A 25,623-nucleotide genomic window follows, 5' to 3' on the forward strand; every position below is an offset into this window, starting at 1 on the left:
CCTGCGAAGCCCGTTGCCGAGCAGGTGGTCGAACCCCGGTTGATCATGGTGATGTCGATCCTGCCGGAGTTCTCGTCGGGTGCGGCGTCCGTGGCGTCGATGGCCAGGTCTTCCGTCTTGCAGAACGTAACCTTGGCGCCGGTTTTCGTCGCGCTGTTCGTGGCTGCCTTTGCCTCGGTGTCCTCACCTGAGCTCGACTTCGCGTTGCCGGCCTCCGAGCCGCCCTCCGACTTCGAGCCACTGTCCGAGGACGAAGAAGACGAGGACGAGGAGCCCTTGGAGGACGAGTCCTTGCCGGAGCTGTCGCTGCCACAGGCGGTGAGCGAGAGGGTGGCGGCGACGCCGATGGCGGCGAGAGCGGTGATGCGGGTGTACTTCACGGTGTTCCCCCAGGAGTAACGCGGTGCATGCGGTCGGAAGTATTTGTATCCCGCACCGAGTCACAGGCGGTCCTCCACGACGTCTTCGTTCCGTCACAGGCGTATCGACCTCACGGTCCGCCAAGGCGTCACCGCACGGTCACCAGTGGGAACTCCCACTCCCCTGACCAGGTAATCCTCGCCCAGTGACCAGCGTGCTGCGGGTGCCGCCCCCGGCGCCCCGATCGGTGTCGGCGGGGTGGACTTCGAGGCCGTCGAGCTGGACGCGCCCGTGGGCGCCACGCTGCTGCTGTACAACGACGGCCTGGTGGAGTCCCGGCTGCGGGACGTGTGGACCACGGGCGAGCAGTTGCGCGAACGGCTCGCAACCGCTGCCCATCGAGTTGGCCCGAACCACTCGCCGCCGCTGAAGGCGCTCTGCGACGACGTCCTGTACATGCCCGGCCCGGGTGACCGGGATGACGACATCGTGCTGCTCGCCGCCCGGTTCGACGGGATCGCGCCGAAACTATGTCGCGTACTGGCACCTCGAACCGGAGGAGACCGCACCGGGCCGGCCCGCAGAGCCCTGAGCCGCTGGGGTCTCGATGATCTCTCCGACACGGCGGAATTGCTCGTCAGTGAACTCGTGACCAACGCCCTGCGCCATGCGAAGCGACCGGTGACGCTGCGGCTGCTGCGCACCGACATCCTGCGCTGCGAAGTCGGCGACGACTCGCCACAGATGCCCCGGTAGCACCGGGGAAGGGACACGCACGAGCGCGGCTACGGTCTGTTACTCGTGAACCGACTGGCCAGACGGTGGGGAGCGACACGTCTCTTAACCGGCAAGGTGGTCTGGTTCGAACTGGGCCTGCGTCCGACTCTGACAACCCTTTCTGGTTGACGAACCGGGGGATGCTGGGATGGACGGACCGCTCGTGCGGCTACAGGACGTTGAGAAATGTTCTTGGGAAGTCTCCCTTACAAACGGGCCTGTTCGGTTCGTGCAGGCTGGTAGCGCCAGGCGGGAGGACTGGCGCTACCCACAAGAGGACGTGGCCTACTTGCACCAGTAGCGGACGCCGCCATGGTGGCTGCAGGTGCCGCGGAACTTCGCCGCGTAGCTGGTGGTCCCGTCCTTGCATTCGGCGGTCGCACCTGCTGGGTGCGCACTTGCGGTTCGGGGAGCTCGCGCAGGGACGGGGTCTGGCCGGCGGAGGCCTGGGGCCGGCGTCCGGGGTGGCGGTGGCGGGGGCGGCGGTCAGCGCGAGCCCGGCGAGCGCCGAGAGGGCCGTGAGGAGCGCGGTACGGCGCAGATGACGAGTCACGCCGATCATGCTCCGGCCCCTGATCAGCGCAGAATCGTTGCTTCCTGGCGGGTGTCACCCGCGTGGGTGGGAAGTCGTACCGGGCGCCGCAGCCGGGCTCGTGACAGTGCGTCGGGCCAGGGAGGCTCGTCGGGCAGTGCCGGGCGAGCCTCGGCCGGCTTGGGACAGGGAGCTCCGGTGGCCGCCGCCCTGCACTCCCGGACCCGACTGGATCCGCGTCGGACGCTGCTGTGCTTTCAGGCTTCGATGTACGCGGCGATCGTGATCGTCCGCAGTGCCGTGACGAAGTAGACGACCCGCGCACCTACGAGGTGTGACTCGGCGGCAAGACCGCGAAGACGGGCGGCGCCTGGTTGGGGTGCCGGTAAGAACGCTGTCATCGATCCTGCTGGCTCTACTTGGTCACGCGGCGAGGAAGAGGTCGAGGTGGGCAAGGTGGCTGGCACGGGTGCGGAAATCGAGGGTGGCCTCGCCGTAGCCGCCGCTGCTCTCGTAGGAGAAATTCTGATCAGCGATGTACAGGCGGCCTGCAGTTGGTGCGGGTCGGCTGGGCATGTCCGTCCCGGCCGAGCAGTGGTTCTTGGTAACCGCAGGCTCTGCGCGATGAGGGCGGGACCGGGGGCGACGGTGCAAGGCCGGTCTGTTCTGCTCGGCTGGGGTGTGGCAGGCCACACCCCAGATGGATGGCGTACCTCAGTGACCGGGTGATCGACGGCGCGACATCGTGATCGGCATGACGAGGGGCCCGCCCACCACGTGGTTCGGGCGCTGCCCCCATGCCTGATCGAGCCGAAGGATTATCCATGCGCACCCATAAGGCCCTGTCGCGATCAGCGGAGGTGCCCGGTCGGGCACTGGCTGTGCTCCTCGCCCTCTCGGTGGCACTCGGCGCCGCCTTCGTCCTCGCCCCGAGCAGGCTGGCGGCGATCGGAACGGACGGCGGTCTCTCCGAACAGCGCAACCTCATCGACGCCCTGAGCCCGGCGTTCGTCAAGTACTGGAGGTCCGGAGACCAGGGATTTCCTCCAGACCTGCAGCGGCTTGTCGACTACTGGTTGCGCTTCCACGTGATCAAGGCCGTGCTGGCCGCGGCCCTGCTGATCGTGTTCGTCGTGCTCGGCGTCCTGCTCTGGAAGGCGTTCCTGAGGTCCAGCGGTCCCGGAGCCGGGGGCAGGGGTCTCGCCTCGGCTGCCATCCTCGTCAGCGTGCTTGCGCTGGTGTCGCTGGTGTCGCTGATGGCGAATGTCCAGGGTGCGATGGCCGCATTCTCCTCGGCGACCACGCTGCTCCCGCTCGGCGCACCCAGTGGCCAACTCGCCGGTGCGATCGATCAAATCAAGCAGGGCCTGGCCCACTACCCGAGCACGAGCGGCCAGAACGCGGTCGCTCTCAAAGTGATGGTCAACGACTTCGGTCTGTACCACGCGGTGCTTGCCGTGATGGCGTCCATCGTGGCGCTCGTCTTGGTCGGTCTGAGCGTGCTGTCGTGGAGGAGGTTCGCCACAGCAGACAGGTCCGACAGGCGAACACGGCGCACGATGAGGTCGTTCGGTGTGCTCTCGGCCCTGCTGGCGCTGACAGTGATCGTCATCGCGCTCGCCAACGAGGGCACTGCGACAGACCCGGCGCCTGCCCTCCTGGGCTTCTACAAGGGAGGCTTGTGACGCGCCCCGTGACGGATCGGCCGGATCAGGAGCCGAGGTAGGCGAGGACGGCGAGGACCCGTCGGTGCTGGGTGTCGTCGGGCGGCAGGCCGAGCTTGGCGAAGACGTTGCCGATGTGCTTCTCCACCGCGCTGTTGGAGAGTGCCAACTGCCGGGCGATGGCGGTGTTGGAATGGCCCTCAGCCATCAGAGCCAAGAGCTGCCGCTCACGTGCGGTCAGTGCCTCCAGCGGGGCATTGCGGCGCCGCACGGCCAGTAGCTCGGAGACGACCTGGGGGTCAAGTACCGTCGCGCCACGGGCGACCCGGTCCAGTGCGTCCAGGAACTCCTCGACTCTGGCGACGCGGTCCTTCAACAGGTAGCCGACCGCGCCGGAACCGTCCGCGAGCAGCTCGGCGGCGTAGGACACCTCCACGTACTGGCTGAGCACCAGTACAGGGGTTCCGGGCAGCTGTGCACGGGCGCTGATCGCCGCGCGCAGGCCCTCGTCCGTATGGGTCGGCGGCATCCGTACGTCGACGACCGACACGTCCGGGCGGTGGGCGAGCACTGCTTGGACGAGGGCAGGACCGTCACCGACCGCGGCCACCACCTGGTGGCCGTCGTCGGTGAGCAGGCGGACCAGGCCTTCACGCAGCAGCACCGCGTCATCGGCCACGACGATCCGCAGCGGAATGCGAGGCACGCGATCCGGCGGTGCTTCGGCGGCTGTGCCCGGAGCTGATCCGGCCGAGGTCAGTGGCATGGCAATTCTCCAGTGATCGTCGTCGGGCCGCCGTCGGGGCTGGCTATCCGCAGTCGGCCGCCGACCGCGTGGAGTCTGTCGTCCAGGCCCCGCAGGCCGTGTCCTTTGGCCACAGCCGCCCCGCCCAGGCCGTCGTCCGTCACCCAGACCCGTAGGATTCCCTCGCCGTGGCGCATGCCGATGGCGCACCGGTGGGCGTGGCTGTGTTTGGCCACGTTGGTCAGGGCCTCGGCGACCACGAAATACGCGGCCGTCTCGACCGCGGGTTCCGGTCGGCGGCTCAGAAGGCCGAGGTCGAGGTTGGTGGGTACGACACAGCGTGCGGCCAGCGCGGAGAGCGCCGCTCGCAGGCCTCGGTCGGCGAGGATGGGCGGGGCGATGCCGCGTGACAGGGCCCGTAGCTCCTCAAGCGTCTCCTGAGCCTGGACGATCGCGTCGGCGAGTGCCTCCCGGGCGGTTTCCGGCTTGCTGTCGAAGTGGCGCTGTGCGCGGCCCAGTTCCATCGCCAGGCGGGCCAGATGCTGCTGGGGGCCGTCGTGAATGTCGCGTTCGAGTCGGCGCAGCGCCGCCGCCTCGGCCGTCACCGCGGCGAGGGTCTGTGCGCGGGCGGTGTCCCGCTCCTGCTCCAGCCCGTTGATCCTGCGGTGCAGTGCCGACAGGTCGGACAGCAGTGCCTTCCCCAGCCCGATCTGAGCGGCAACGCACGCGCGGGTCACCAGTGGCAGGGTGGCCAGCATGAGGAGGCCGAACGTGACCGCGAAGGCGACCCTCTCGTCCGGTGATGTCAGCCCGAGGCTCAAGGCGATGTGGGATCGGGGACCGCCCACGTACAGGTTCATCGGCCGCAGCGGCCCGGGGGCCGCGTACGGGCTGCGCAGGGGACAGGTGACGGCAGCCATGCCGACGAACCACCACAGCGTCGTCACCACCGACGTGACCACAACGACGGGGAGCACCAGCACCGTGTGGGCCACGTCCAGCGACAGCCCCGGGTCGGACACGGCGGCTGCCTGTCCCGGTCGCCGACGCGCGCCCCGCGCCTCGCCGACCTGGGGACGCGCCAGGGCGATCCGCCACCGCTCCACGTCGGCGGGCCACCGCGCCAGTGCCGCAGCACCGGTCCTGACCGGCGACCCGCTCGGCAACAGCAGACCAACCGTGCCGAGGCACAAGGCGCCGAGCACCAGCAGCAGGCCGAACGTGGCACTCACCGGCGCGGTCAACAGGTACACCGAGTCCACAAGCATGCGGCGCCCCAAGCGCACCGCGAACCAGCCACCCGACCGCCACCGCCCTGCGGCCGCGGCCGTGACCACGGGAGACAACGATTCAGCCATGCGTCCAGCGTAATCGCGAACGAAAGGGGCAAGGCACCACGCTCCGGCGCCGGGCGAACGACGAGTCCGTCGAGCAGGTCCAGCGCGACCTGATCATCCCCACCGGCAAGCGCAAGGGGGCACAGCCCGTCCGCCGCGAGCATCTACCGGGCCCTCGCCAAACAGGAGAAGGCCCAGGCGCACCTCGAAGCTGTCCACGGCGCGCAGGCCGGCTTCGCCAGCGATCGACGGCTACGTGTGGGGCTCGAAAAGTCGTCGTTGCAGGTCACGCGGCGTATCAATACTCGCTGATGAGGCCGCCGAGGACCCTGGTGCGGAGCAGGCTTCGGTCGTCGAGGGCGTGCACGATTGCGGGCTGCTCGGTCGTGCTGGGCGGTAGCTGTTGCCGGGATCGGTGCGGCCGGTGTCCGTTGTAGTGGTCCTGGTAGTCAGTCAGGACCTTCCTGGCGTGGCTCTCGCCCAGGATCAGGACGTGGTCGAGGGCCTCGCGGCGGATGGTGCCGATCACGCGTTCGTAATGCGGGTTCATGCGCGGTGCCCGGGGCGCGCTGAAGTGTCCTCGGCGGTGAAGACGGCATCGAAGGCGTCGGTGTACTTGCTGTCGCGGTCGCGTAGCAGGAACCGGGGCCCGGCGCCCCGCTCGCCGAGGTCGGCAGCGATGTTCCGGGCCTGTTGTACCGTCCACTGCGCGGTGGGGTGCGCGGTCACCCCGGTGCACGCAGTGGGAGATCACCTCGACCAGGTACCGGTGCCCCTTGTACGACGGCGGCGTACTGCCCACGGGTAATCCCCTTCACCGTGATCAACCCGATGATCATCCCCCCAGTCAGCCAACGTGACAGTGCCCCTGCGTGGTATGGCGCCCTGTCAGCTCAATTAGAGTGACGGCCGTTGGCGTGCGAGGTGGGGCGGACCAGGGCGGGCAGACATGCACAGCAACAGGGTGAAGCAATCGCAGCCGGAGCGCCATTTTGGGCCGTTCACGGTGCTCGGGGAATTGGCCAGTGGCGGGATGGGGAGGGTGTATCTGGCGGCGTCCGCAGGCGGGCGGACGGTCGCGGTGAAAACGTTGCTGGTCGACGACGCGAGCGGTGTTGTCGCCCAGGCGGACCGGCGCCGCTTCGCCCGCGAGGTGGCGCTCGCGCAGCGTGTGCAGGGGGTCTACACCGCGAGTGTGGTCGCTGCGGACGCGCAGGCGCCGATGCCGTGGATGGCCACCGAGTACATTGCGGCCCCTTCCCTGCGAGACCTGGTGGCGAGCTGCGGAACCCTACAACCGCAGGCCTTGTACTGGGTCGCCGCAGGTATCGCGGAGGCACTGGTGAGTATCCATGCCGCGGGGCTGGTGCACCGTGATGTGAAGCCGTCGAACGTTCTGCTTCCCATCGACGGCCCCCGGGTCATCGACTTCGGGATCTCCCATGCCATCGACATGACGAGGACGCAGGCCGTGCTGGGCACGGTCGCGTTCGCCGCGCCCGAGCAGGCCCAGGGGCAGGCCACCACACCCGCCTCAGATGTCTTCTCGCTGGGCGCCACGCTATTCCATCTGGCGGTCGGCCGGGCCCCGTACCGGGACGGCGGCTCGGGCCCTGCGATGGAGCAACTGGTGCGGGCAGCGACCGGTGACCTCGACGTGTCCGGGCTGACGCCCGAACTCCATGCCCTGGTCCTGCCGTGTTTGGCACTCGACCCCGCTCACCGCCCGACGCCAGCCCAGATCCTGGAGGACTGTGCAGGGCAGTTGCGGCGCCAGCCGACCAGCCGGGGCGGCAGGCATTGGCTGGACCCGGCCTGGACCAGCGAGATCGAACGGTATGGCGAGCGCCGGTCGCGGGAGGTGGAAGACGCGCGGCAACGGGTGGACCCGGACGCGGTGACTGGGCCGGTAGGAGCACCCCAGCGCACCACAGTGCTGCCGCCCTCGCCCCAGCACGAGGACGCGCCGCCCGGTCGGCGGGGACAGCGGGGACGCCTATGGGCCCTCTGTTCGGGGGCGGCAGTGGTCGTCGTAGTGGGGGCGCTGCTGCTCTGGCAGCCCTGGCAGGGCGGCGGGCCGGCCCTCGTGGCGCCGGACGAGCCGGTGGGCTTCTACGCCGTGGACAGCAAAGCCGACGGCGTGTGCTCCACCGATCCCCAAGCCCAACCCGTGCGCGCTCCCGGTACCGAACCGGCACGGTCCTACACCGCAGACGACCGCAGCGCGTGCGTCACCGTCACTACGCCGGGCGGCCTGCAGGTGAGGCAGCTGGACGGCGTCCGCACCTTCGAGGACGCCCAAGGAGGTCGGGACTGGATCGTCGAGGTCACCTTCAACAGCCAGGACGCCGCCCAGTTCTCCGGTCTGACCGGGCAGGTCGCAGGCCAGCCGCAGCCACGCAATGAGATCGCCATCGTCATGGGCAACCGGATGCTCGCCAACCCCGTCATCATGCAGCGCTTGGCAGGCCGCACCATCCAGATCGCCACCCATCTCACCACAGCACAAGCCCGGATCCTGGCCGAAGCACTCGGCGCCCGCTGACCCTACGATGACGAGCATTCAGCACCAGGTTCCCGCCCATGAACGTCCACTGGACGTGGTTGCGCCGGGGGGCACCGACCCTGTTGCTCAATTCGTCTGGGCTCGGGGACCGCTGATGCGCGAGGGCGACTTGCCCGGTTCTTGACGTTCTGGTGGTGAGGCTACGGGCACGGGAGGTGCTGACGAACCAGATGCTCAGGAATATAGCGGTGGTTTGTTAGACCGGGGAGTAGAGATCGAGTGGGTGGCCTGCGCCGACGGCGTTGATCAGGGCTTGAAGTTCGGGTGGCGGGGGTGCATTACTCCAGGCTCGCCAGCAGCGTTGGAGGGTGGTCCAGGGGTCGAGCCAGGCCCGGACGGCGCGAATCGCCTGCGGCCAGCTGGCCGGTTGGTGCTGGTGGGGTCTGCTGGGGCCCCCTCTCAGCCGGCCCCACCGCTATGACAGTCGGCGGGGCCGTGGGGACGACGGCGGGCTCCCGGTCGGGAGGTTGAGCGAACCAGGTGTCCCAGCAGAACGAGAATGCGCAGTTCACCAGGGTCTGGTGGCGGCGGACGGCGGTATCGGAACGGACCTGGAAGTCGGCCCAGCCCAGTTCGTCCTTGATCTGCTTGTAGCTCTGCTCGATCCAGTGCCGGATGCCGTAGATCCGGACGACTTCATGCAGGTCGGCGGCCGGTTCGGAACTATCGGCCTCGCGGGGTCCGCCGGGGCGGGGCAGGTCGGTGGCCAGGTACCAGGTGGTTTGCGGGGGAAGGGTGGCCGGGTCGGTGGTGGCCACGACGAGACGGACGTTTCCGTCGGGTCCCCACCAGCCAAGGGTCGCGTCGGCGGCCCACCAGGTCTCGGTGTGTCCGTCGCGGAAGGTGCGCTCGACGGCGGTCCAGTCCCCGGGGCGCTCGGGGTCCGTCCAGGTCAAGGCGTGGGCGGCATGGACGGGAGTATAGGCATCCTTGCCGTAGGCCCAGGTGCCGTGGCTCGGTTTGAGGGCCATGACGAACGGCAGTCCCTCGCGTCGAGTTGTCTGCGGAAGCTGTCCTGGTCGCCGTAGGCGCAGTCGGCGGCCACGGCGCGGAAGGCCACCCCGGCAGCCTTCGCGGTGCGGGCCAGATCCGCGGCGATCTGCAGCTTCGTGCGGAAGCCGGGGTCGCTCTTGCCCTTGGGGAAGTGATGGGCGGGGCTGTAGGGCACGGCGTGCAGCGGGTAGTAGAGGTTCTCGTCGGCCCAGCAGGTGGTCACGGTGACGATGCCGTTGTCGGTCTTGCCCAGCCGGCCCAGCCACTGGCGGCCGATGTGCGCGGTCGCCCTGCCGTCCTTGCGGTCGCCCGAGTCGTCGATCACCAGCACCCCGCCTGGGTGCGGGGCGGTCGCGGGATCGGTCAGCAGCAGTTCCAGTCGGCGGGCGTTGACCTGCTCGTGGTCCCAGGTCGACTCGGACAGGAAGAACTGCAGCCGCTGTACCGAGGGGTGCTGGGCCCCGACGACGGGTTCGGCGCCGGCCAGGCAGGTCAGGGTCTTGTTCCGGTCCCGCGACAGCAGCAGCCCCGCGAGGTACTCGCGGAACCCGCGGCGCTGTGCCAACGTCGAGAGCAGGTCATCGAAGCGCGCGGCGTAGGCTTCCAGCGGGCCCGGAGCGGGCGGACACGGCAGACGGCGAGTCATCACAAGCCCCGTAATCTTTTTCGCGGTCCTGCAAGAGGGCCGCTGGCCTCCGGGCCCGGCATGACTGTTGCCCCCTGTCGAAGTTGATGACTTGGGGGGTGGTGTCACCGGGCCCGAGGGGTGCCGTCGGAGACGCTGATCAGAGGCCCGACCGCCGCCCGGCCGGGCGCAATGCCTGGCTGTGTCCGGGCGGCAGGTCTGCATAACGTGGATGCGCGCGAACGGACCCCCGCCCACTGAGGCCGGCACCGCATCGAATCATGTGGGGGCACGGTGATCGACATCAGCCAGGTGGGCGTCTTCCTCGGTCTGGACGTCGGCAAGAGCACACATCACGGTCATGGGCTGACCCCCGCTGGCAAGAAAGTCTTCGACCAACCCCTGCCCAACAGCGAACCGAAACTGAGGGCCGTCCTCGACAAGCTCCGGACCAAGTTCGGCACGGTCCTGGTGATCGTGGACCAGCCCGCAACCATCGGCGCCCTGCCCCTGACCGTGGCCCGGGACGCGGGCTGCCAGGTCGCCTACCTGCCTGGTCTCGCAATGCGGCGGATCGCCGATCTCTACCCCGGCGAGGCGAAAACCGATGCCCGGGACGCCGGGGTGATCGCGGACGCCGCCCGCACCATGCCCCACACCCTGCGCTCCCTCGAGCTCGGCGACGAGATATCCGCCGAACTGACCGTTCTCGTCGGCTTCGACCAGGACCTCGCCGCCGAAGCCACCCGCACCAGCAACCGCATCCGCGGCCTGCTCACCCAGTTCCACCCCAGCCTGGAACGCGTCCTGGGCCCCCGTCTGGACCACCGGGCCGTCACCTGGCTCCTCGAGCGCTACGGCTCCCCGGCCGCCCTACGCAAAGCGGGCCGCCGCAAGCTCGTCGAGGTCATCCGCCCCAAAGCCCCGCGCATGGCAGGACGGCTGATCGACGACGTCTTCGACGCCCTGAACGAACAGACCGTTGTCGTTCCCGGAACCGGCACCCTCGACGTCGTGGTTCCGTCATTGGCCCGCTCCCTGGCAGCCGTCCACGAGCAACGACGCGCCCTGGAGGCCCAGATCGGCACATTGCTGGAGGCCCACCCTCTTTCCCAGGTCCTGACGTCGATGCCCGGCGTCGGCGTCAGGACCGCCACAGTCCTCCTCGTCACGGTCGGCGACGGATCCAGCTTCCCGAGCGCCGCCCACCTCGCCTCCTACTCCGGCCTCGCCCCCACGACGAAGTCGTCCGGAACGTCGATCCACGGCGAACACGCACCCAGAGGCGGCAACCGGCAGCTCAAACGGGCCATGTTCCTGTCCGCGTTCGCCGCCCTGCACGATGCTGCCTCCCGCACCTACTACGACAAATGCCGGGCCCGCGGCAAAACCCACACCCAAGCCCTCCTCCGCCTCGCCCGCCACCGCATCAGCGTCCTGTTCGCCATGCTCCGCGACGGAACCTTCTACGAACCCAGAACCCCACACCTCGCTTGACGAAAGACATAGAGGCACCCCCCAGGCGGCGAGGCGACGTTCCTCTGCTACCGGCCTACTACGGTCCTGACCCGCCGTCAACAAACCACCGCTAGAGTTGCGGGTGGTGGCCCGGCTGACCGAGGCGCTTGGGATCCATTGCCGCGTTGCAGGCCGTTAGCCTGTCGGCATGTCAGAGCATGTCATGCCCGGTCGCACGGACGGCCTGATCACCCTGGTTGCCGCGGACGCTCTGTGGGTCGATCTGACGGCCGACAGTGCTGTGCCGACGGTTTCTGGGGCATTCACCCGCTCTCCTGCCCGTGCCCAGGTGAGGTACGTCCTGCTCGGCGGCCATGTGGTGGCGACGGTGAGGGCGAGCAACGGTCAGTGGAGTGTTCCGGAGGTTGAGGTGCGCCGGGCGGCCGAGGAACTGAACGCGGTTGGGATGGATCGGCAGGACCTGGTCCGCATCGGTCCGTTTCGTGGGGCGCCGAGGCAGGAGTGCAACGAGGAAACGCCGCTGCGTTGGCGCCAGCGCATCAAGGGGGAACTGCAGGAGCTGGGCGGCCCCGAGCGGGCAGCACGACGTGAAGTCGGCCAGCTGTACCACCTGGCGGGGATCGACTGGCGACAGATACTCGTGGAGCAGACCCGCGACGGGACGCAGCGCACGTGGTGGCTGCCGCGCGCTGTGGTCAGGCTGCTGGACACGGCCGAGCACGCCGAAACGCAGTGGGTGCAAGCCGCGCGGACCCGCCAGGCAAGCACAGCCGTCACGGAGCCGCCCTCCCGCCCCCGGCAGGCCCGAGACGCCGACAGTCGGCAGACGACGAGCCCCGAGGGCCCCACCGCCTCACTGCGCCCCTACAACAAAGAGCTGGAAGGCCAGCTGTACTCGATGCTCAGCAGGAAGACCGGTACCTCCCGCAGGGTGGCTGGGTGGGCGTGCGCCGTCTGCCGCACTGCGCCCGCCACCGTGCTCGACCACTGCCACGAACACGGCTACGTCCGCGGCCCGTTAACCGAACTAACTCGTGAGTTCTTGCAGGTCAGAGGGGCGTTCCGCTAGCTTCTCGGGATGCTTCAAGGTGATGTCCCCGAGCGGGACTTGACGGCGTTCGCCCTGCCCGAGTTAGGCAGGCTGCACGAGACCGGCAATCAGTGGGCGCCGTACCAGTTACTCGATCAGGACGGCATTGTCGTCGACCCCGTCCGGGTCTTCTTCGCCGAGCTGCAGGCAGAGGACAAACCTGCCTCCACGGTCCGCTCATACGGCATGGACCTGCTGCGCTGGTGGCGGTTCCTGTGGGCTCTCAACATCGAGTGGAACCGGGCAACGCGTACCGATGCACGGGACTTCATCCGGTGGATGCAGATCGCGAACAAGCCCCAGCGCCTGCACTGGAGACACCGGAAGGCGGGCCACTCCGAAGAGACGGCGCCGAAGCCGCGGACGACCCGAAAGAAGATCCCCGGCACCCCGAACGCCATCACGGGCAAGGTCTCACCCGGCCCGCAGTACGCCGCGAGGACGCGCGCGCACTGCGAAACCGTTCTCCGCACGTTCTACGACTTCCACCGGGACGAGGGCACCGGGCCGATCATCAACCCGTTTCCGCTCGACCGTTCGCGTCGCGGCGGCCGCGCGAACGCCCACCACAAGCCTGACCGGCCCTTTGACCAAGAGCGGACAGGCCGCTACCGGCCGACGATCCCGAAACGTGCGCCCCGGCGCATCCCGGACGAGATGTTCAACGCGCTGTTCGCCGCCCTCCGACACAACCGAGATCGCGCCCTACTGGCCTTCTGGGTTTCCAACGGTGCACGCGCCGAAGAACTGCTCACCAGCCGGCAGCGCGACGCCCTCCCCGGACAGCAGTTGGTCGGCGTAATCCGAAAGGGAACCCGCGCCTACCAGCAGCTTCCTTGCTCAACCGACGCCTTCGTCTGGCTGCGCCTCTACCAAGAGGAAACACGGCGAGACGGCATCCCGCGGGGCAAGAATCTGCCATTGTGGTGGACGCTGAGGCGGCCCTGGCGACCGCTGAACTATGACGCGGCGCGCGCGATGTTCAACCGGGCCAACGATCTCCTCGGGGCGAACTGGACGCTCCACGATCTACGCCACACCGCGTCCTACCGGCTCGCCCGCGACCCCAACGTGCCTCTGACCGACGTCCAATGGGTCCTCGGTCACGCACATCTGACGACCACACAGCTCTACCTTCCGGCCAGCCAGGACGAAGTGATCGAACGCGTCCGCGCCCATCATGCACGCCGGGCAGAGCAGCGTGACCGGCCGCCCGCGCCACCGGCCCCCGGCTACAACTCCGACTCGCTGAAGACTCTCTTCGGGAACTCATGGTGACGAGCACTGAGACCTTGCGCGCTCCGGCCGCCATCCGAGATGCACAGCCACTCGCCGGCGAGGCTCTCCGGGCCGCCAAGAAGCGTTTCTCGCCGCGGCCCTACGAGGACGCCTGGCCTGCCACCAGCCAGTCCTATGAGGAGGTCGTGGCTCGACTGAACCAACCTCCACTACGGGCCGCGAGCGAATCCACCCACTTCTACCGGCGCCGTGGCGCAACGCTCATTCTCCGATGGCTTCTGGACCAGCCGGGCGCCACCTGGCAACAACGATGGAACGCGACTCCCGCCGCAACCTCGACCGGAGCACAGTGGAACAAGCTCAACGCCAGATGGGTCGGCTACGACGCAGCGAATGCGAACGGCATCCTGAACACGGGCCTGTTCGCCCTGGTCTGCGCCGATGTGCTCCGGCCGTCGCTCCACTGGCAGCTCACCCGGACCTCGACCAATCTGCGTGCCATCATCTGCCAGTACCGTGACCCTGAGGGATTTGCCCGCCTTCAGGAGTTGGTGGGCCCAGAAGCGTGGTCCTCTCACCTCGGCATCCTCGCCAAGAACGTGCTGGTCAAGCTGGTCATCGCCAAGGGTGGGGGTCTGGCCGACATCAATGTCGGAGACGCCATTGAGTACATGGAGGCGCATCGAGCTCAGCGGGCCACGTCGGGCGGTCAAAGCCTGTTCTACTCCTGGCTGAAGGACCTGGGTCACCTGCCGCCCGACGCGCCCGTGTCACTGAGGCTCCTGCACCGAACGTCCGGCCAGGTCTCGGTCGAGCAGCTCGTCGACCGCTACCGGCCGCAGTCCAAGCCGATCCGGGACCTGCTGGTGGAGTACCTCAAGGAACGCCAGCCCACCATGGACTACACGTCCTTGGAGGACGCGTCACGGACGCTTGTGAGGAATTTCTGGCTGCAGATTGAGCGCATCCAGCCCGGCATCGACACACTCCGGCTGCCGCCTGAAGTTGTGAGCGCATGGAAGCAGGTCAGCCGGACGAAAGTCACGCGCCGCCGGCTGCCCGATGGCACAGTCCACGAGGCAGTGACGGAGCGCGCCAACTACGGCAGCCTCATGATCGGAGTTCGAGCTCTATACCTTGACCTGGCCCACTGGGCCGTCGAGGAACCAGAACGCTGGGGCCCGTGGGTTGCTCCCTGCCCGGTCAGCGCCGCCGATGCCAGTACGTCCAAGCACGAGAAGCGTCGCAAGGCCAAGATGGACCAGCGCACCCGTGAACGACTGCCCGCGCTGTCTACCGTTGTCCGCGCCGCCAGGGCGAACTGGACGGAGGCCCGGGAGGGGATGGAGGCTCTGCAGGCCGCCCCGCTCGGTGGCCAGTTCACGTTCAGGGGCAGAACCTACACGCGCCAGAAGAAGGACTCGTCGACTCCGTTCCGGGCCTACGACGAGTCCGGCCGACGCGTCCATCTGGGGCTGGTCGAGGAACGGGCGTTCTGGGCTTGGGCCACGATCGAGTTCCTGCAGCACACCGGCGTCCGGATCGAGGAGATGCTGGAGGCCAGCCATCACGCCCTGATCAAGTACAAGCTGCCTACCAGTGGTGAAGTCGTGCCTCTGCTCCAGGTCGCTCCCTCGAAAACCGACGAGGAACGGCTTCTCCTCGTCAGCCCAGAACTGGCCGACGTGCTCAGCACGATCATTGCCCGAGTCCGTGACCCTCGAACAGGCGCGATCCCGATGCTGCCCAACTACGACGTCGCGGAGAAGATCTGGAACCCGCCGATGCCGCTGCTGTTCCAGTGGACATACGGAGGCCAGCGCACACCGGTGTCCCGCCAGCTGATCCGCAATGGTCTCAATGAGGTCCTGGAACGAACCGGGCTTACCGACTCCGCGGGCCAGCCCCTCGACTTCGCTCCGCACGACTTCCGAAGGATCTTCATCACTGACGCAATCCGCAGCGGCTTGCCGCCGCACATCGCGCAGGTCCTCGCAGGGCACTCCGACATCAACACCACGATGGGCTACAACGCCATCTACCCGGCGGACGCCATCGAAGCCCACCGCGCGTTCATCGCCCGCCGTCGATCGCTTCGTCCCAGCGAGGAATATCGGACCCCGACGAACGAGGAGTGGGACGCCTTCCTTGCCCACTTTGAGAAGCGCAAGCTCTCTCTGGGAACCTGCGCTCGGGCCTTCGGAACGTTGTGCATCCACGAGCACGCTTGCGTCCGCTGTTCGCTCCTCCGGCCCGAGCCGTCCCAGCGAGACCGTCTGACCGAGATCCGCGACAACCTGCTCGACCGGATCGCCGAAGCGCAGCGGGAGGGCTGGCTCGGCGAGGTCGAGGGCCTGGAGATCAGCCTGGCCGGCGCCGAGGACAAGTTGACCCAGCTCGATGCCGCTCTCAAGCCCTCAGTCATCCACCTGGGCCTGCCCACCTTCGGCGAGATCGCCGCACGGACCACCTGATCGGCTCCGCCACGCGACAGGCGGAGCCGCTCACGGTTGACGACGCGCGAGGATGATCCCTCCCAGCTTGCTCTCGGCGGAGGTGAGAGTCTTGTGCGTCTCGACGGCGAAGCCAGCTTCGTTAAGCCACTCAATCGTCTGATGGTGCTGCCGGCGATGGACATAGACCTTCATCGGGTGCCCGCCATAGCCCTCAGTCTTCAACCGCGATGCATCGCCGACATGGAAGCTGAGCAGCAAAGGCCCACCGGGCCGAAGCACTCGACGGAAATGCGCAAGAACCGAACTGATCTCATCGTCAGGAATGTGGATCAGTGAGTACCAGGCGACCAGGCCAGTCACCGAGGCGTCGGCCAAGGCGAGGTCCGTCATGGAACCGAGATCGAACCGCACACCGGGGTGATCACGACGGGCCACATCGATCATTCCAGGTGACAGATCGATGCCGAACGCGTCCAGGCCAAGGTCCCGCAGGTGGCCTGTGATCCTGCCTGTCCCGCACCCCACGTCCGCGACCAGCCCACCGCCTTGGGCACGCACCAGGTCAGCAAACAGGGCCAAGGCCGCACGTTCTTCAGGTGCTTCGTCCAGAATATGACGCGTCAACTCTGCGTAACTTGCAGCGACGGTGTCATAAGACGTCCGCGTATCTGCCAGCCAGTCATTTTCGTTCAGTCCAGTCTCCACCGACTGCAGGCTACCCAAGTCATCGATCGGGCGTGACGGCTTAGTTCAGAGAAGCCCCCGTCTGCCAGTCCTGCAACACACAGGAACGCCCCGACCACCTGTACAGCAACGACATCCGCGTGGCGAACCGCTACACACGCCTCTTCCACACCGACACCGACGACTGGCTCCGCCACTGGCACCGCTGCCCCGGCTGCCGCGCACGCACCACCCTGCCCCTGCCTCACCTCGCCGCATGGACCGCCCACATAGCCTGCCGATCACTGCGCCCGACCCACCGCGCCCCCCGCGGGCGTAAGCCCTGCGGTGTCCTGCGCGTGTCCTGGACGGGCAGTCAGAACGCCCCCCGTTCCTGCATGTTCACTGTCACCGTCGACTTCTGCTCCTCCGGCGAGCACCGTGTCCTGGCGCGAGTCCCCTACCGCGAAGCTGCCGAGCGGTTTCGTGCCTGGTTGGCCGAGACGGCCCCTGCCGTGGCCGCCGCGGCCGGTCCTGACCGCCTGGACGGCCTCCCTGCCCAGTTCCGGCCAGTCATCACGGACACCACCGGAGAGGACCTAGAACTGTTCTGAGCGGACACCGGGAGACCTGACACCCCACCGCCACCTCGCAGCTGCTGGCCCCCAACACGGTCACCCCGATCAGGAAGCCGCACACTTCCACTCTGTTCAGCGGGCCCTGCACCAGGCGTTGCCCCGGATGCGAGAGGAAGTGGCCGGTCTGACGGCCCAGGCGCGGCCGCTGATGCCTGCTTACTGGCAGCTGCGCCCGGTGGAGCACCGTCCCGTCCCGGGGCGGCTGCCGGTGCCCGCAGGCTGGTTCAGGTCGCCTGCAGTTCCTTGAGCCGGGCCGCGTAGGTGCAGGGCGATCTGCACGGTCTCGTCCGGGTCGGTGGTCTCCAGCCGGTTCAGGTCGTCCACGGCCTGGTCCCGGGCCGTGCGCCACTCGGCCACCACGTCCGGGGTGTGGCGGCCGGTTCCTGCGGGCGCCTACCAGGCGGGCATTGTACCAAGCGATAATGAGCAAGTTCGGTAAGCTGCGGCGCGCGGCGGGATCGATACCGGATCATGCCCATTAAACGGGGTCAGAAAGTCGATGTGCTCAAGAACTTGAGGAGCACCCTTTCTGTACGATCTGGCAGGTGCAGCCACCCCAGGACGACGACACCGCCGATCTCCTCGCCCCCGTTCCGGCCGTACGGACCGGCAGCCTCGTGGGATACACACGCGTGTCCATCAAGGGGCAGTTGCTCGACTGGCAGATCCACGCACTCACCGAAGCAGGGTGCATCCGGCGAGGCCAAGCCTCCGCGCATATGGAGTCCGACACCTGGGTACGGCACCGGTGCGGCCGGGTCAGCTCTGGTAGCGGGCGCGGCCCACAGCGGCGGCTACCGTCAGCGGGACGGTGAGGACCGCGGCTGTCAGGAACATCCCCTGGTACGCGTGGTGTTCGGCAGGCCCGGCGGCGAAAACGCTGGCCAGGGCGCTGCCGACGTAGAGAGCGAGACCGAACATTGCGACTCCGGTGGCACGGGCCGCCGGGGAGAGGCCGGTGGCCCAGGACTGGATCGTGGAGTGCATGAACGACCAGCCGCCGCCGAGCAGCAGCGTGCACGCCACCAGCGCGGGCACCGACCGGCTGGCCGCGGCGAGGCCGAACGCCACCGCCATCTGCACCCCGCCGACTACGATCAGCCGTACCGGTGTCCAGCGCCCGACCAGCCGCTTGACCGTCTGCGCCGCGGCCATCGAGCCCACGCCGTACAGCGCGGACACCGCACCGGCCAGCGTAGCCGAGGCGCCCTGGGCCTCCAGGGCCGGTGCGATGTATGTCAAGAAGCCCAGCAGGACGGCGCCTTCGAGCATCGCGACGGCCATGACGTACCACTGCCAGCGGGAGCGCAGGACGACCTTGAACGGGGCCAGCAGCGCACCGGGCGCCGCGCGCGGCGGCTCCGGCAGCCGGCGCAGGGCGACGGCCAGGTAGGTGGCGATCAAGCCGGGCAGGGCGAAGACTAGGCGCCAAATGACGTAGTGTGCCAGCGCTCCGGCAACGACGGTCGCCACAGCGGTGCCCAGTGCGAACGCGGTCATCAGCTCGCTGAGCGGGCGCTGGCGGACCGGAGCGGGCACGGTGTCTCCAACATACGTGATGGATGCGGCGATGCACGCGGCGAAGAACGCGCCGGCCGCGGCGCGCGCCACGATCAGCACGGTCGCGTCGGGTGCGATCACCGAGCAGAGTGCGGCAACGGCGGCCCCGGCCAGCGAGATCCGTATCACCCGCACCCGGCCGATACGGTCGCTCGCCAGGCCCCAGACCGGCTGCATCAGGCCGTAGGCGAGGAAGTAGCCGCTGGCGGCGAGCATCACCGTGGGCAGCGAGACGCCGAGCTGGGTGCCGATGAGCAGCAGCATCGGGGTGATGCAGAAGCGGTCGAAGTTGCCGACGAAACCGGCGGCGCGCAACAGGCGCAGCGAGGCGGCGGACAACGGCGGGGTGGTCGGGCCCGCGGTGGCGTTGGCCGGAGGGGGTGCGGGGGTGGTGCGGGCCGAGTCGGCGGTGTCCATGAGGCTCCTTGTGTCGTGCCTGCCGGTGATTTCGGACCGGCAGCTCCAGCTCATCACCGCAGGCGATCACGGTGGCGCCGTAGCCGATTACCCTTGCTCACACCCTGTGGGCATGGTGCCGGGCCCCGGGACGGATCAGCGTCACAAGGGGGACGGGGTATGAACGGCGGCGGACTCAACGGCCCGGGCCGCGAGCTGGGCGCGTTTCTGCGCTCTCGCCGCGAGCGGCTGGCGCCCGCTGATGTGGGGCTGCCCGGCTCACCACGGCGCCGTACCCCGGGGCTGCGGCGCGGGGAGGTAGCGGAGCTGGCCGGGATCAGCAGTTCCTGGTACGCGTGGCTGGAGCAGGGCCGGGTCCGTACGTCGGAGCAGGTGTTGCGGTCGGTGGCGCGGGCGTTGCGCCTCGCCCCAGACGAGACCGCGCATGTGATGTCGTTCGTGGAGCACGCCGCACCGTCCGAGCAGCCGTCGGGGTGGGTGTCGCGGAATCTGCTGTCGCTGGTGGAGGCGCTGGCTCCGAACCCGGCCGTGGTGCTCGACCCTCACTGGGACCTGCTCGCCTGGAACTCGGGGTACACCGCGCTGCTCACCGACCTGGCGCGGCTGGCGCCCAAGCAGCGCAATCTGTTGTGGCTGGTGTTCCGCTGGCCGCCGGCCCGTACGCTGCTGGCCAGTTGGGAGCCGGAGGCACGGAGCCTGCTCGGCCAGTTCCGGGCGAAGGTGGCCCGGCATCCGGAGGACGGCCGGTATGCCGAGATCACCGAGGAACTGCTGACTGACCCGGACGCGGCGCGCTGGTACGGTCGCCGGGAGACCTCGGCGTTCCATCCCTCAGTGCGCCATTTCCGGCACCCGGTGGCCGGTGATCTGCGGCTGCGCTACGTCAAGCTCGCCGCCGTCGACGAGCCGGGCCACCATCTGCTGGCCTACCTTCCCGACGACCGGCCGACCGAGGAGTCCCTGAGGGTGCTCGTCGGATGAGCCGGTGTCCCTCCTTGCGGGTGGGCGCGCAGGCAGCGGTGACGGCCCGACCGCGCCGGTGGGCTGGGGTCGGACCGTCACCGGCGCACCGCAGGGGCCGGTGCGTCAGGAGGTGAGCATCCGGAGGCGAGGTGTCAGGACGTGAGCACCGCCTTCATCACCGACCCGTCGGCGACCGCGGCGAGCGCGTCGGCGTGCCGCTCCAGCGGGTACGGCGTGACCAGGCTCGCCAGGTCGAAGCGGGCAGTGAGGGCCGGCAGCAGGCGGACGTATTCGACGAGATGGGCGCCGGTGAAGGCCCAGGAGCCGACGACATCGAGCTGCCGGTGGACAATCTGGTGCGAGTTGATCAGGGTGTCCCCGGCGTCCGTGTACTGGCCGATGATCAGATAGCTGCCGCCCCGGCGGGCGAGGGTGAGGCCCTGTCCGACTGCGGCCGGTACCCCGGCACACTCGATCACCAGGTCGGCGCCGCCCGCGCCGGTGGCGGCCCGTACCTGCCGCAGGACCTCCTCGGGGTCGGTGGCGCCGACGATGTCCAGGTGAACGTCACCGATGCCTGCCGAAGCGGCCCGGTCCAGGCGGCCGGCCGGGCCGCCGACGACAATGACCTTGGCGGCGCCGGCAAGTTGCGCGAACGCGGCCGCCGCGAGACCAACCGGGCCGCTGCCCTGCACCACGACGGTCTCGCCCAGCCGTACCGGCCGCCGCTCGTACAGCGCGTGTGCCACGGTGGGCCCTGCGCAGGCCAGCGACATGGCGGCGAGCGGGTTGGTGCCGTCGGGGACCTTGATCACGGTGGTGCCGGGCTGCAGCACGATGTGTTCTGGGCCGTCGGCGAGGGCGCGGTTGACGCCGTAGGTGCGGCGCCGCTCACAGAGGGTCGGTTCGCGGTGCAGTCGGCAGGGCGGGCAGACGCCGCAGGCGATGGAAGAGGCCCACATCACGGTGTCGCCGGCTGCGAGCGGCGCCCCGGTGGCGTCGTGGTGGGTGCCGGCGCCCAACTCTCGTACGACTTCGAGCCCTTCGTGGCCGAGGATGAGCGGGACGGGGATGTCCAGGTGGCCCTGTTGCAGGTGCAGGTCGGTGCCGCAGATGCCGCCGTAGCCGCAAGCGATGGTCATGCCGCCGTCGGGGGCCTGGGGCAGCGGGAACTCCTGGAGCCGCAGCGGCGCGTTGAACTCCTCCAGGACGACGGCGCGTCCGGTACGGGCCGTCATGCCTTCATCATCCTCAGCACCTCGGAGAACGGTGCCTCCAGCGGGCGCAGCGGCTCGGTGTCGCGGCACACAACGTAGTCCGGGCGGGGCGTGCCTTTGGGCAGCATGGACGGGGCAGGCGAGAAGAGCGGGGCAGCATTCGTGGGCGGCTGTGGTCCGGCGGGGCGCGTTAGTGGGTCGCGGGGGTGCCCGGCAGCAGGAAGAGGCTTTCCCGGTGCCTGCGTCCAGGGGTGGGCGTTAGCGTGGGCCATGTCGTCAACTCCATCCAGTTGATGGCCACGCCCCCGGGCCGTTATGGCGGCCGCGGGGGTCTTGCACTTCAGTTAACGCCCCTGGTGTCACACGGACTTGCACAGAGTTTGCACAAGACGTGTGCGGGCATCCGTCCGGGCTGTGACCATGGCTTCAAGGCCGTGCCTCCCAGAGAGACTGATCACTATGGGCACCATCATCGATCCGGCGCCGGGCGAGCACGTGGCGATGCTGCGCAAGGCCCGTGGCTGGACTCAGACTCAGCTCTGGGACCGCGCGAGCGTGTCCACGTCGCTGCTCAGCAAGGTCGAGGTGGGCGACCGCGCCCTGACTCCCGAAGTGGCGGCGGCACTGGGCCGTGCGTTCGGGTTGAGCATGGCCGAGGTGCTCGGCCGCGCCTCGGTCGCGGCCGACGACGAGCAGGTGCTCGCAAAGCTCCGGTCCGCGATGCGCGACTACGACATGCTCGGACCGGTACCGCGATGACGTCGACGCACTGATCACGCTGTTGCCCGGCCTGTTGCGCAGCGCCACGACATTCGCGCACACCGCGAACTCGCCGGGGGCGTGGTCCGTGCTCGCAGACGTCTACAGCACGGTCTACTGGCTCGCCGCTCGGCACCGGTGGATGGACATGGCGGAGCTCGCGGTGACGCGGCAGCGGTGGGCCGTCGAGCAGCAGCCCAACCCCGTCGCCGAGGCGTTCAGTTCCCGCGACCGGGCAGGAACCTACCTCAACTTCGGGGACGTCGAGCGCGGCCTAGTCGTCGTCGACCGGGCGATCGTCGCCGTGCAGTCGGCCCCGCTCAGCACCGCCGACCGTGACCTTGCAGTGGTCATCTTGAACCTGCGCGGGATGACACTCGCCGGACGGCTCCGGGACAAAACTGAGGGCAAGCGCGAGGCGCGGCGGCACATCGAGTCCGCGTGGCGTGCCGCTGGATCGTTCCCCACGCGCGACGTCGATGCCCAAGGCCTCACGTTCGGGCCGCAGAACACGTTCACGCATGTACTCGCGGCCCAGGTCGACCTCGGCCGGCCGCAGGACGCGCTCGCCCTCACGGACGATCTGGACGAAGCGCTCGAAGGTCTGCCGCCGACCCGGGTCGCACCGACCCGGATCAACGCCGCGCGCGCCCAGCTCGACCTCGGCGACCGCGACGGCGCGCTGGAGAACCTGTCCCGCGCATTCGACGTCGCGCCCCAGATGGCCCGCATCCATCCCATGGGCCGAGAGGTACTGCGCGTCCTGGTGTCCTTGCACCGCCGCACGAAACCGGAGCTGAAGAGACTTTCCCGGCTCTCCGGCATCCGTCTCGGAAACCGCGAGACGTGCTCGCGCAGTCGGGCCGGCTTGGGCGGATTCATCGCTGGCCGTCAGACCGCCTCCGTCGCCCGGCGTTCAACGACCTCTTCCTCCTGGCGCCACGCGTTCGGCTCCGGCACGGGGCGATGCCTTCCTGGCTCACCGCCCCGTGCAGGCGGTCCCGGCGTTCGAGCGGCGCGGCGCGAAGAGGAAGGAGCAGCCTCTCTTGGTGGACAAGAGAGGTATCGGGGTGGGCGTGTAGTACCCCGAACCGCCCTGACCTGCTGAAGGTCCCGTGCGATGCACGAGTGGTTGGCTGCCATTGGGCAACCTGGTTCGCAATCTGAGAAGGCAACCCGGGAACGCAACTCAAAAGGCAACCCGGAAGGCAACCCGCTGTCGGCGCGCCAGCTTCTGGCTTCGTACACGACAGTAGGTTCTGGCACAACTTCCGGCACGCGCTACTGGTTGGCCTTGATCTCTTTCATGGTGAGGTGGGATTCGAGGCGGCGGACGGCGGGCAGGCAGCTGAGTTTGCCAGTGAGGAAGGCTTCATAGGCGGCGGGGTCAACTACGGCGACGCGGATAAAGTAGTCGGGGCGCCCGTACATGCGGCGGAACTCGACGACTTCGTCGTAGGAGGCCACGGTCTGCTCGAACTCCTCGAAGCTCTTGCGGTCCTGCGCGTAGATCTCGACATCGACGAGGACCTCAAGATCGCGGCCCATGGCTTCGGGGCTGATGACGGCCCGGTATCCGGCGATGACGCCGGTCTCCTCAAGGCGCTTGACCCGGCGCAGGCAGGGCGGCGGGGTCAGGCCGACCCGCTTGGCCAGTTCGACATTGGTCAGCCGACCGTCCTGACGGAGGTGAAACAAAATTTCTCGATCGACCTCATCCAGGCTCACATCATTGCTCATAGCGCCATCATAGTGTGACAAGTAGCAACCATATGAGGTGTAATTCCTTCTAGAATTTCTCCATGCGAACAAGCCCCGCCGCTGTTGGAAACCGCCCCCGGTCTGCCCCCGTTCCCCTGCCCCCGGGGCGATCCGAGGCGCGTGCGGCGTTCAAGGACTCCGCCGGCGCCATTCTGGGATTCGTCCCGCTCGGTCTCGCCTTCGGGGCGCTGGCGGCCCAGTCGGGCCTGGAATGGTGGTGGGCAGGACTGTCCGCGGCGCTCGCCTTCGGCGGATCGTTCGAGTTCCTGCTGATCGGCCTGGTCACCGCTGCCGTCCCGCTGGCGGCCATCGCTCTGTCCACCTTCATGGTGAACGTCCGGCACGTCTTCTACGCACTGTCCTTCCCCCTGCAGCGCATCACCGGACGCCTCGGCAAGACCTACGCCGCCTTCGCCCTGTGCGACGAGGCGTACGCCCTGGCCACCGCGAACCAGGCTCGTTCCTGGACCAGTCGGCGCATCCTGTGGCTGCAGCTCTACCTGCACCTCTGCTGGACGACCAGCGCGATCACCGGAGCCCTGCTCGGCTCGCTCATCCCCAACGGCGTCACCGGCCTGGACTTCGCCCTCACCGCCATGTTCACCGTCCTGGCACTTGACGCCATCCGCGACATGCGCGGCGACCTGCCCAGCCCTGCACTCGCCCTCATCAGTGCCGCGGCTGCCCGGCTCCTCTTCCCCGCCCAGATGCTCCCGGCCGCCTTCGCCCTGTTCACCGCCACCCTCCTGGCCCGCCACTACTTCACCACCAGGAAGCCGAGCCATGCCTGACCCGAGCTACACCATCGCCGCTGTCCTCGTCGCCGCCGCCGTCACCTGGGCACTGCGCGCCCTCCCCTTCGCCGCCCTCACGCCCCTGCGCGCCAGCAGAACCGTGCAGTACCTCAGCACCCGCATGCCCGCCGGCGTCATGGTGATCCTCCTCGCCTACTGCCTGCGCAACCTCCCCCTCACCCACCCCCACGCCCTGGCCCCGCTGACCGCCTTGGCCGTCACCATCGGCCTGCACCTGTGGCGCCGCAACGCACTGCTGAGCATCCTCGGCGGCACAACCGTCCACGTCACCCTGGTCAGCACAGTCATGGCCTCCTGAAGGCCGCCCGACACGGACGGCCGATGCTGTCGCTTCTCGTGAACAAAGCCACCTGCCGCCCACGCGTTCCAGCAGGCGATGATCAGGCCGATCTGGTGTGCTGAGGCCAGTGAGGGCCTCCTGCGACTGCCAGTGCCGCTGGCCCGAGCCTCCTCGCCTTCGCTCGGACCGTAGGCCGGTCGGGCGAGATGAGAAAGCTTCAAGAATCCAGAAGTTCCGTCACCGGACGGAAGAGCACCCGACGGAGGAAGAAGCCCCTGGCCACAGGGGTAAGCTCTCAGCAGACCTCAGAGGAACGTGCGGCATGTCGCACACTCGCATGTCCCGGCCCACGTAGCTGTGAACTCTGGGGCGCCACAAGCCCCGTGGGACGCCTGCAGGCGCACCGGCAGCTGCCTGTCCCACCCGGCACGGCTGGATCGCGCCCTACCGGTCCTGACGGCCCGTCCGGACCCTGTGAAGCATGGGGTACACCGAGAACACCGCAGACCGTCCGGACCGCCCCGACAGTGCACTCCAGGCCGCCCTCGAAGGCGCAACCGCCCCGCCACCACCCGCGCCGCCCAGCTGTCCGCACTGCGGCCTCCCACAAGACCGCTACCGCACCCTCTACGACGGGCACTGGGTCCTTCTCGAACCGAGGATCCTCGTCCCCGCGCACACGATTCC

25 protein-coding genes and 3 pseudogenes are annotated in these 25,623 nt (G+C 68.6%); 15 read left to right on the forward strand and 13 right to left on the reverse strand.

What is annotated here, in order from left to right; genetic code table 11:
- Both EES42_RS45015 and EES42_RS31015 read left to right on the forward strand, forming a co-directional pair.
- Nucleotides 1-399 (forward strand): hypothetical protein (locus tag EES42_RS45015; protein WP_206433663.1); only part of this gene is annotated, 399 nt, incomplete at its 5' end.
- A gap of 175 nt (nucleotides 400-574) precedes the next feature.
- Nucleotides 575-1,266: pseudogene (locus EES42_RS31015) on the forward strand (SpoIIE family protein phosphatase); the annotation flags it as partial.
- A 156-nt stretch (nucleotides 1,267-1,422) separates the two neighbouring features.
- Here EES42_RS31015 and EES42_RS46475 read toward each other — a convergent pair.
- The 3 genes and pseudogenes from EES42_RS46475 to EES42_RS45025 all read right to left on the reverse strand — a co-directional run.
- Nucleotides 1,423-1,494 (reverse strand): annotated as a pseudogene (locus tag EES42_RS46475) (hypothetical protein); the annotation flags it as partial.
- A gap of 432 nt (nucleotides 1,495-1,926) precedes the next feature.
- Nucleotides 1,927-2,070 (reverse strand): hypothetical protein, encoded by a 144-nt coding sequence (locus EES42_RS45020; RefSeq protein WP_164495392.1) that lies wholly within the window; start codon nucleotides 2,068-2,070, stop codon nucleotides 1,927-1,929.
- Nucleotides 2,071-2,092: 22 nt separating this feature from the next.
- Entirely contained in the window at nucleotides 2,093-2,245 is a 153-nt protein-coding gene (locus tag EES42_RS45025) for a hypothetical protein (protein WP_164495393.1), read from the reverse strand.
- Nucleotides 2,246-2,466: 221 nt separating this feature from the next.
- On the opposite strand from EES42_RS45025, the gene EES42_RS31025 reads away from it, so the two are divergent.
- Nucleotides 2,467-3,354: a hypothetical protein gene (locus EES42_RS31025; RefSeq protein WP_241196698.1), complete on the forward strand. Its 888-nt coding sequence runs from the start codon at nucleotides 2,467-2,469 to the stop codon at nucleotides 3,352-3,354.
- A 25-nt stretch (nucleotides 3,355-3,379) separates the two neighbouring features.
- On the opposite strand, the gene EES42_RS31030 is transcribed toward EES42_RS31025, so the two are convergent.
- The 3 genes and pseudogenes from EES42_RS31030 to EES42_RS31045 form a co-directional block, all read right to left on the reverse strand.
- Complete coding sequence (locus EES42_RS31030) at nucleotides 3,380-4,024, reverse strand: response regulator transcription factor (protein WP_164495428.1); 645 nt, start codon at nucleotides 4,022-4,024, stop codon at nucleotides 3,380-3,382.
- Nucleotides 4,025-4,089: 65 nt separating this feature from the next.
- Nucleotides 4,090-5,436: a sensor histidine kinase gene (locus tag EES42_RS31035; RefSeq protein WP_124721637.1), complete on the reverse strand. Its 1,347-nt coding sequence runs from the start codon at nucleotides 5,434-5,436 to the stop codon at nucleotides 4,090-4,092.
- A gap of 277 nt (nucleotides 5,437-5,713) precedes the next feature.
- Nucleotides 5,714-6,147, reverse strand: a pseudogene (locus EES42_RS31045) (integrase core domain-containing protein); the annotation flags it as partial.
- A gap of 217 nt (nucleotides 6,148-6,364) precedes the next feature.
- Here EES42_RS31045 and EES42_RS46480 point away from each other — a divergent pair.
- On the forward strand, nucleotides 6,365-7,960 hold the full coding sequence (locus EES42_RS46480) for a serine/threonine-protein kinase (RefSeq protein WP_241196699.1): 1,596 nt from the start codon (nucleotides 6,365-6,367) through the stop codon (nucleotides 7,958-7,960).
- A 299-nt stretch (nucleotides 7,961-8,259) separates the two neighbouring features.
- Here the strand turns inward: EES42_RS46480 and EES42_RS46485 are convergent, their stop codons facing one another.
- Entirely contained in the window at nucleotides 8,260-8,877 is a 618-nt protein-coding gene (locus EES42_RS46485; protein ID WP_241196700.1) for a hypothetical protein, read from the reverse strand.
- The gene (locus tag EES42_RS46490) at nucleotides 8,874-9,620 is read right to left on the reverse strand and encodes an IS701 family transposase (protein ID WP_241196701.1); all 747 of its coding nucleotides are present in this window, start codon (nucleotides 9,618-9,620) and stop codon (nucleotides 8,874-8,876) included. The genes EES42_RS46485 and EES42_RS46490 overlap by 4 nt, the downstream gene beginning before the upstream one ends.
- Before the next feature lie 273 nt (nucleotides 9,621-9,893).
- Here EES42_RS46490 and EES42_RS31060 point away from each other — a divergent pair, with 273 nt between their 5' ends.
- The 4 genes from EES42_RS31060 (at nucleotide 9,894) to EES42_RS31075 (ending at nucleotide 15,881) form a co-directional block, all read left to right on the forward strand.
- Nucleotides 9,894-11,096: an IS110 family RNA-guided transposase gene (locus EES42_RS31060; protein ID WP_124721638.1), complete on the forward strand. Its 1,203-nt coding sequence runs from the start codon at nucleotides 9,894-9,896 to the stop codon at nucleotides 11,094-11,096.
- A gap of 184 nt (nucleotides 11,097-11,280) precedes the next feature.
- Nucleotides 11,281-12,147 carry an endonuclease domain-containing protein gene (locus EES42_RS31065; RefSeq protein WP_241196702.1) on the forward strand — a complete coding sequence of 289 codons (867 nt, stop codon included), beginning with the start codon at nucleotides 11,281-11,283 and terminating at the stop codon, nucleotides 12,145-12,147.
- Nucleotides 12,148-12,156: 9 nt separating this feature from the next.
- Nucleotides 12,157-13,446 carry a tyrosine-type recombinase/integrase gene (locus EES42_RS31070; RefSeq protein WP_124721639.1) on the forward strand — a complete coding sequence of 430 codons (1,290 nt, stop codon included), beginning with the start codon at nucleotides 12,157-12,159 and terminating at the stop codon, nucleotides 13,444-13,446.
- Nucleotides 13,440-15,881: a tyrosine-type recombinase/integrase gene (locus tag EES42_RS31075; RefSeq protein ID WP_124721640.1), complete on the forward strand. Its 2,442-nt coding sequence runs from the start codon at nucleotides 13,440-13,442 to the stop codon at nucleotides 15,879-15,881. Before EES42_RS31070 ends, EES42_RS31075 begins: the two co-directional genes overlap by 7 nt.
- A 30-nt stretch (nucleotides 15,882-15,911) precedes the next feature.
- Here the strand turns inward: EES42_RS31075 and EES42_RS31080 are convergent, their stop codons facing one another.
- A complete protein-coding gene (locus EES42_RS31080; protein ID WP_124722161.1) occupies nucleotides 15,912-16,556 on the reverse strand; it encodes a class I SAM-dependent DNA methyltransferase in 645 nt (214 codons plus the stop codon).
- 368 nt (nucleotides 16,557-16,924) lie between these two features.
- On the opposite strand from EES42_RS31080, the gene EES42_RS46495 reads away from it, so the two are divergent.
- Nucleotides 16,925-17,140, forward strand: coding sequence for a hypothetical protein (locus EES42_RS46495; RefSeq protein ID WP_241196703.1), 216 nt, complete (start codon nucleotides 16,925-16,927; stop codon nucleotides 17,138-17,140).
- A 180-nt stretch (nucleotides 17,141-17,320) separates the two neighbouring features.
- On the opposite strand, the gene EES42_RS31090 is transcribed toward EES42_RS46495, so the two are convergent.
- On the reverse strand, nucleotides 17,321-17,524 hold the full coding sequence (locus EES42_RS31090) for a hypothetical protein (RefSeq protein ID WP_124721641.1): 204 nt from the start codon (nucleotides 17,522-17,524) through the stop codon (nucleotides 17,321-17,323).
- A gap of 399 nt (nucleotides 17,525-17,923) precedes the next feature.
- Nucleotides 17,924-19,141 (reverse strand): MFS transporter, encoded by a 1,218-nt coding sequence (locus EES42_RS31100; protein ID WP_124721642.1) that lies wholly within the window; start codon nucleotides 19,139-19,141, stop codon nucleotides 17,924-17,926.
- 159 nt (nucleotides 19,142-19,300) lie between these two features.
- On the opposite strand from EES42_RS31100, the gene EES42_RS31105 reads away from it, so the two are divergent.
- The gene (locus tag EES42_RS31105; RefSeq protein ID WP_124721643.1) at nucleotides 19,301-20,122 is read left to right on the forward strand and encodes a helix-turn-helix transcriptional regulator; all 822 of its coding nucleotides are present in this window, start codon (nucleotides 19,301-19,303) and stop codon (nucleotides 20,120-20,122) included.
- A 134-nt stretch (nucleotides 20,123-20,256) separates the two neighbouring features.
- Here EES42_RS31105 and EES42_RS31110 read toward each other — a convergent pair whose 3' ends face one another.
- Nucleotides 20,257-21,342 (reverse strand): zinc-binding dehydrogenase, encoded by a 1,086-nt coding sequence (locus tag EES42_RS31110; RefSeq protein WP_124721644.1) that lies wholly within the window; start codon nucleotides 21,340-21,342, stop codon nucleotides 20,257-20,259.
- A 438-nt stretch (nucleotides 21,343-21,780) separates the two neighbouring features.
- On the opposite strand from EES42_RS31110, the gene EES42_RS46500 reads away from it, so the two are divergent.
- Nucleotides 21,781-22,080: a helix-turn-helix domain-containing protein gene (locus EES42_RS46500; RefSeq protein ID WP_241196704.1), complete on the forward strand. Its 300-nt coding sequence runs from the start codon at nucleotides 21,781-21,783 to the stop codon at nucleotides 22,078-22,080.
- Between the two features lie 88 nt (nucleotides 22,081-22,168).
- Nucleotides 22,169-23,188, forward strand: coding sequence for a DNA-binding protein (locus EES42_RS31115; protein ID WP_241196705.1), 1,020 nt, complete (start codon nucleotides 22,169-22,171; stop codon nucleotides 23,186-23,188).
- 173 nt (nucleotides 23,189-23,361) lie between these two features.
- Here the strand turns inward: EES42_RS31115 and EES42_RS31120 are convergent, their stop codons facing one another.
- Nucleotides 23,362-23,820 carry an Lrp/AsnC family transcriptional regulator gene (locus EES42_RS31120; RefSeq protein WP_124721645.1) on the reverse strand — a complete coding sequence of 153 codons (459 nt, stop codon included), beginning with the start codon at nucleotides 23,818-23,820 and terminating at the stop codon, nucleotides 23,362-23,364.
- A gap of 62 nt (nucleotides 23,821-23,882) precedes the next feature.
- Between EES42_RS31120 and EES42_RS31125 the strand changes: the two genes are divergently transcribed.
- The 3 genes from EES42_RS31125 to EES42_RS31135 form a co-directional block, all read left to right on the forward strand.
- Complete coding sequence (locus EES42_RS31125) at nucleotides 23,883-24,632, forward strand: AzlC family ABC transporter permease (RefSeq protein WP_124721646.1); 750 nt, start codon at nucleotides 23,883-23,885, stop codon at nucleotides 24,630-24,632.
- Entirely contained in the window at nucleotides 24,625-24,954 is a 330-nt protein-coding gene (locus EES42_RS31130) for a branched-chain amino acid transporter permease (protein ID WP_124721647.1), read from the forward strand. The genes EES42_RS31125 and EES42_RS31130 overlap by 8 nt, the downstream gene beginning before the upstream one ends.
- A 463-nt stretch (nucleotides 24,955-25,417) precedes the next feature.
- The coding region (locus tag EES42_RS31135) for a DUF6083 domain-containing protein (RefSeq protein ID WP_241196706.1) at nucleotides 25,418-25,623 on the forward strand (206 nt) is incomplete at its 3' end.

The organism is Streptomyces sp. ADI95-17, from assembly GCF_003846175.1.
Taxonomy (GTDB): Bacteria; Actinomycetota; Actinomycetes; order Streptomycetales; family Streptomycetaceae; genus Streptomyces; species Streptomyces sanglieri.

Coding starts and splice junctions, on each gene's coding strand:
- EES42_RS46490 (WP_241196701.1), bottom strand. CDS start 9,620: ATGACTCGCCGTCTGCCGTGTCCGCCCGCTCCGGGCCCGCTGGAAGCC.
- EES42_RS31105 (WP_124721643.1), top strand. CDS start 19,301: ATGAACGGCGGCGGACTCAACGGCCCGGGCCGCGAGCTGGGCGCGTTT.
- EES42_RS46495 (WP_241196703.1), top strand. CDS start 16,925: ATGTTCACTGTCACCGTCGACTTCTGCTCCTCCGGCGAGCACCGTGTC.
- EES42_RS46500 (WP_241196704.1), top strand. CDS start 21,781: ATGGGCACCATCATCGATCCGGCGCCGGGCGAGCACGTGGCGATGCTG.
- EES42_RS31130 (WP_124721647.1), top strand. CDS start 24,625: ATGCCTGACCCGAGCTACACCATCGCCGCTGTCCTCGTCGCCGCCGCC.
- EES42_RS45020 (WP_164495392.1), bottom strand. CDS start 2,070: ATGACAGCGTTCTTACCGGCACCCCAACCAGGCGCCGCCCGTCTTCGC.
- EES42_RS31075 (WP_124721640.1), top strand. CDS start 13,440: ATGGTGACGAGCACTGAGACCTTGCGCGCTCCGGCCGCCATCCGAGAT.
- EES42_RS31065 (WP_241196702.1), top strand. CDS start 11,281: ATGCCCGGTCGCACGGACGGCCTGATCACCCTGGTTGCCGCGGACGCT.
- EES42_RS31120 (WP_124721645.1), bottom strand. CDS start 23,820: ATGAGCAATGATGTGAGCCTGGATGAGGTCGATCGAGAAATTTTGTTT.
- EES42_RS45025 (WP_164495393.1), bottom strand. CDS start 2,245: ATGCCCAGCCGACCCGCACCAACTGCAGGCCGCCTGTACATCGCTGAT.
- EES42_RS31100 (WP_124721642.1), bottom strand. CDS start 19,141: ATGGACACCGCCGACTCGGCCCGCACCACCCCCGCACCCCCTCCGGCC.
- EES42_RS46480 (WP_241196699.1), top strand. CDS start 6,365: ATGCACAGCAACAGGGTGAAGCAATCGCAGCCGGAGCGCCATTTTGGG.
- EES42_RS31125 (WP_124721646.1), top strand. CDS start 23,883: ATGCGAACAAGCCCCGCCGCTGTTGGAAACCGCCCCCGGTCTGCCCCC.
- EES42_RS31025 (WP_241196698.1), top strand. CDS start 2,467: ATGCCTGATCGAGCCGAAGGATTATCCATGCGCACCCATAAGGCCCTG.
- EES42_RS31070 (WP_124721639.1), top strand. CDS start 12,157: ATGCTTCAAGGTGATGTCCCCGAGCGGGACTTGACGGCGTTCGCCCTG.
- EES42_RS31035 (WP_124721637.1), bottom strand. CDS start 5,436: ATGGCTGAATCGTTGTCTCCCGTGGTCACGGCCGCGGCCGCAGGGCGG.
- EES42_RS31110 (WP_124721644.1), bottom strand. CDS start 21,342: ATGACGGCCCGTACCGGACGCGCCGTCGTCCTGGAGGAGTTCAACGCG.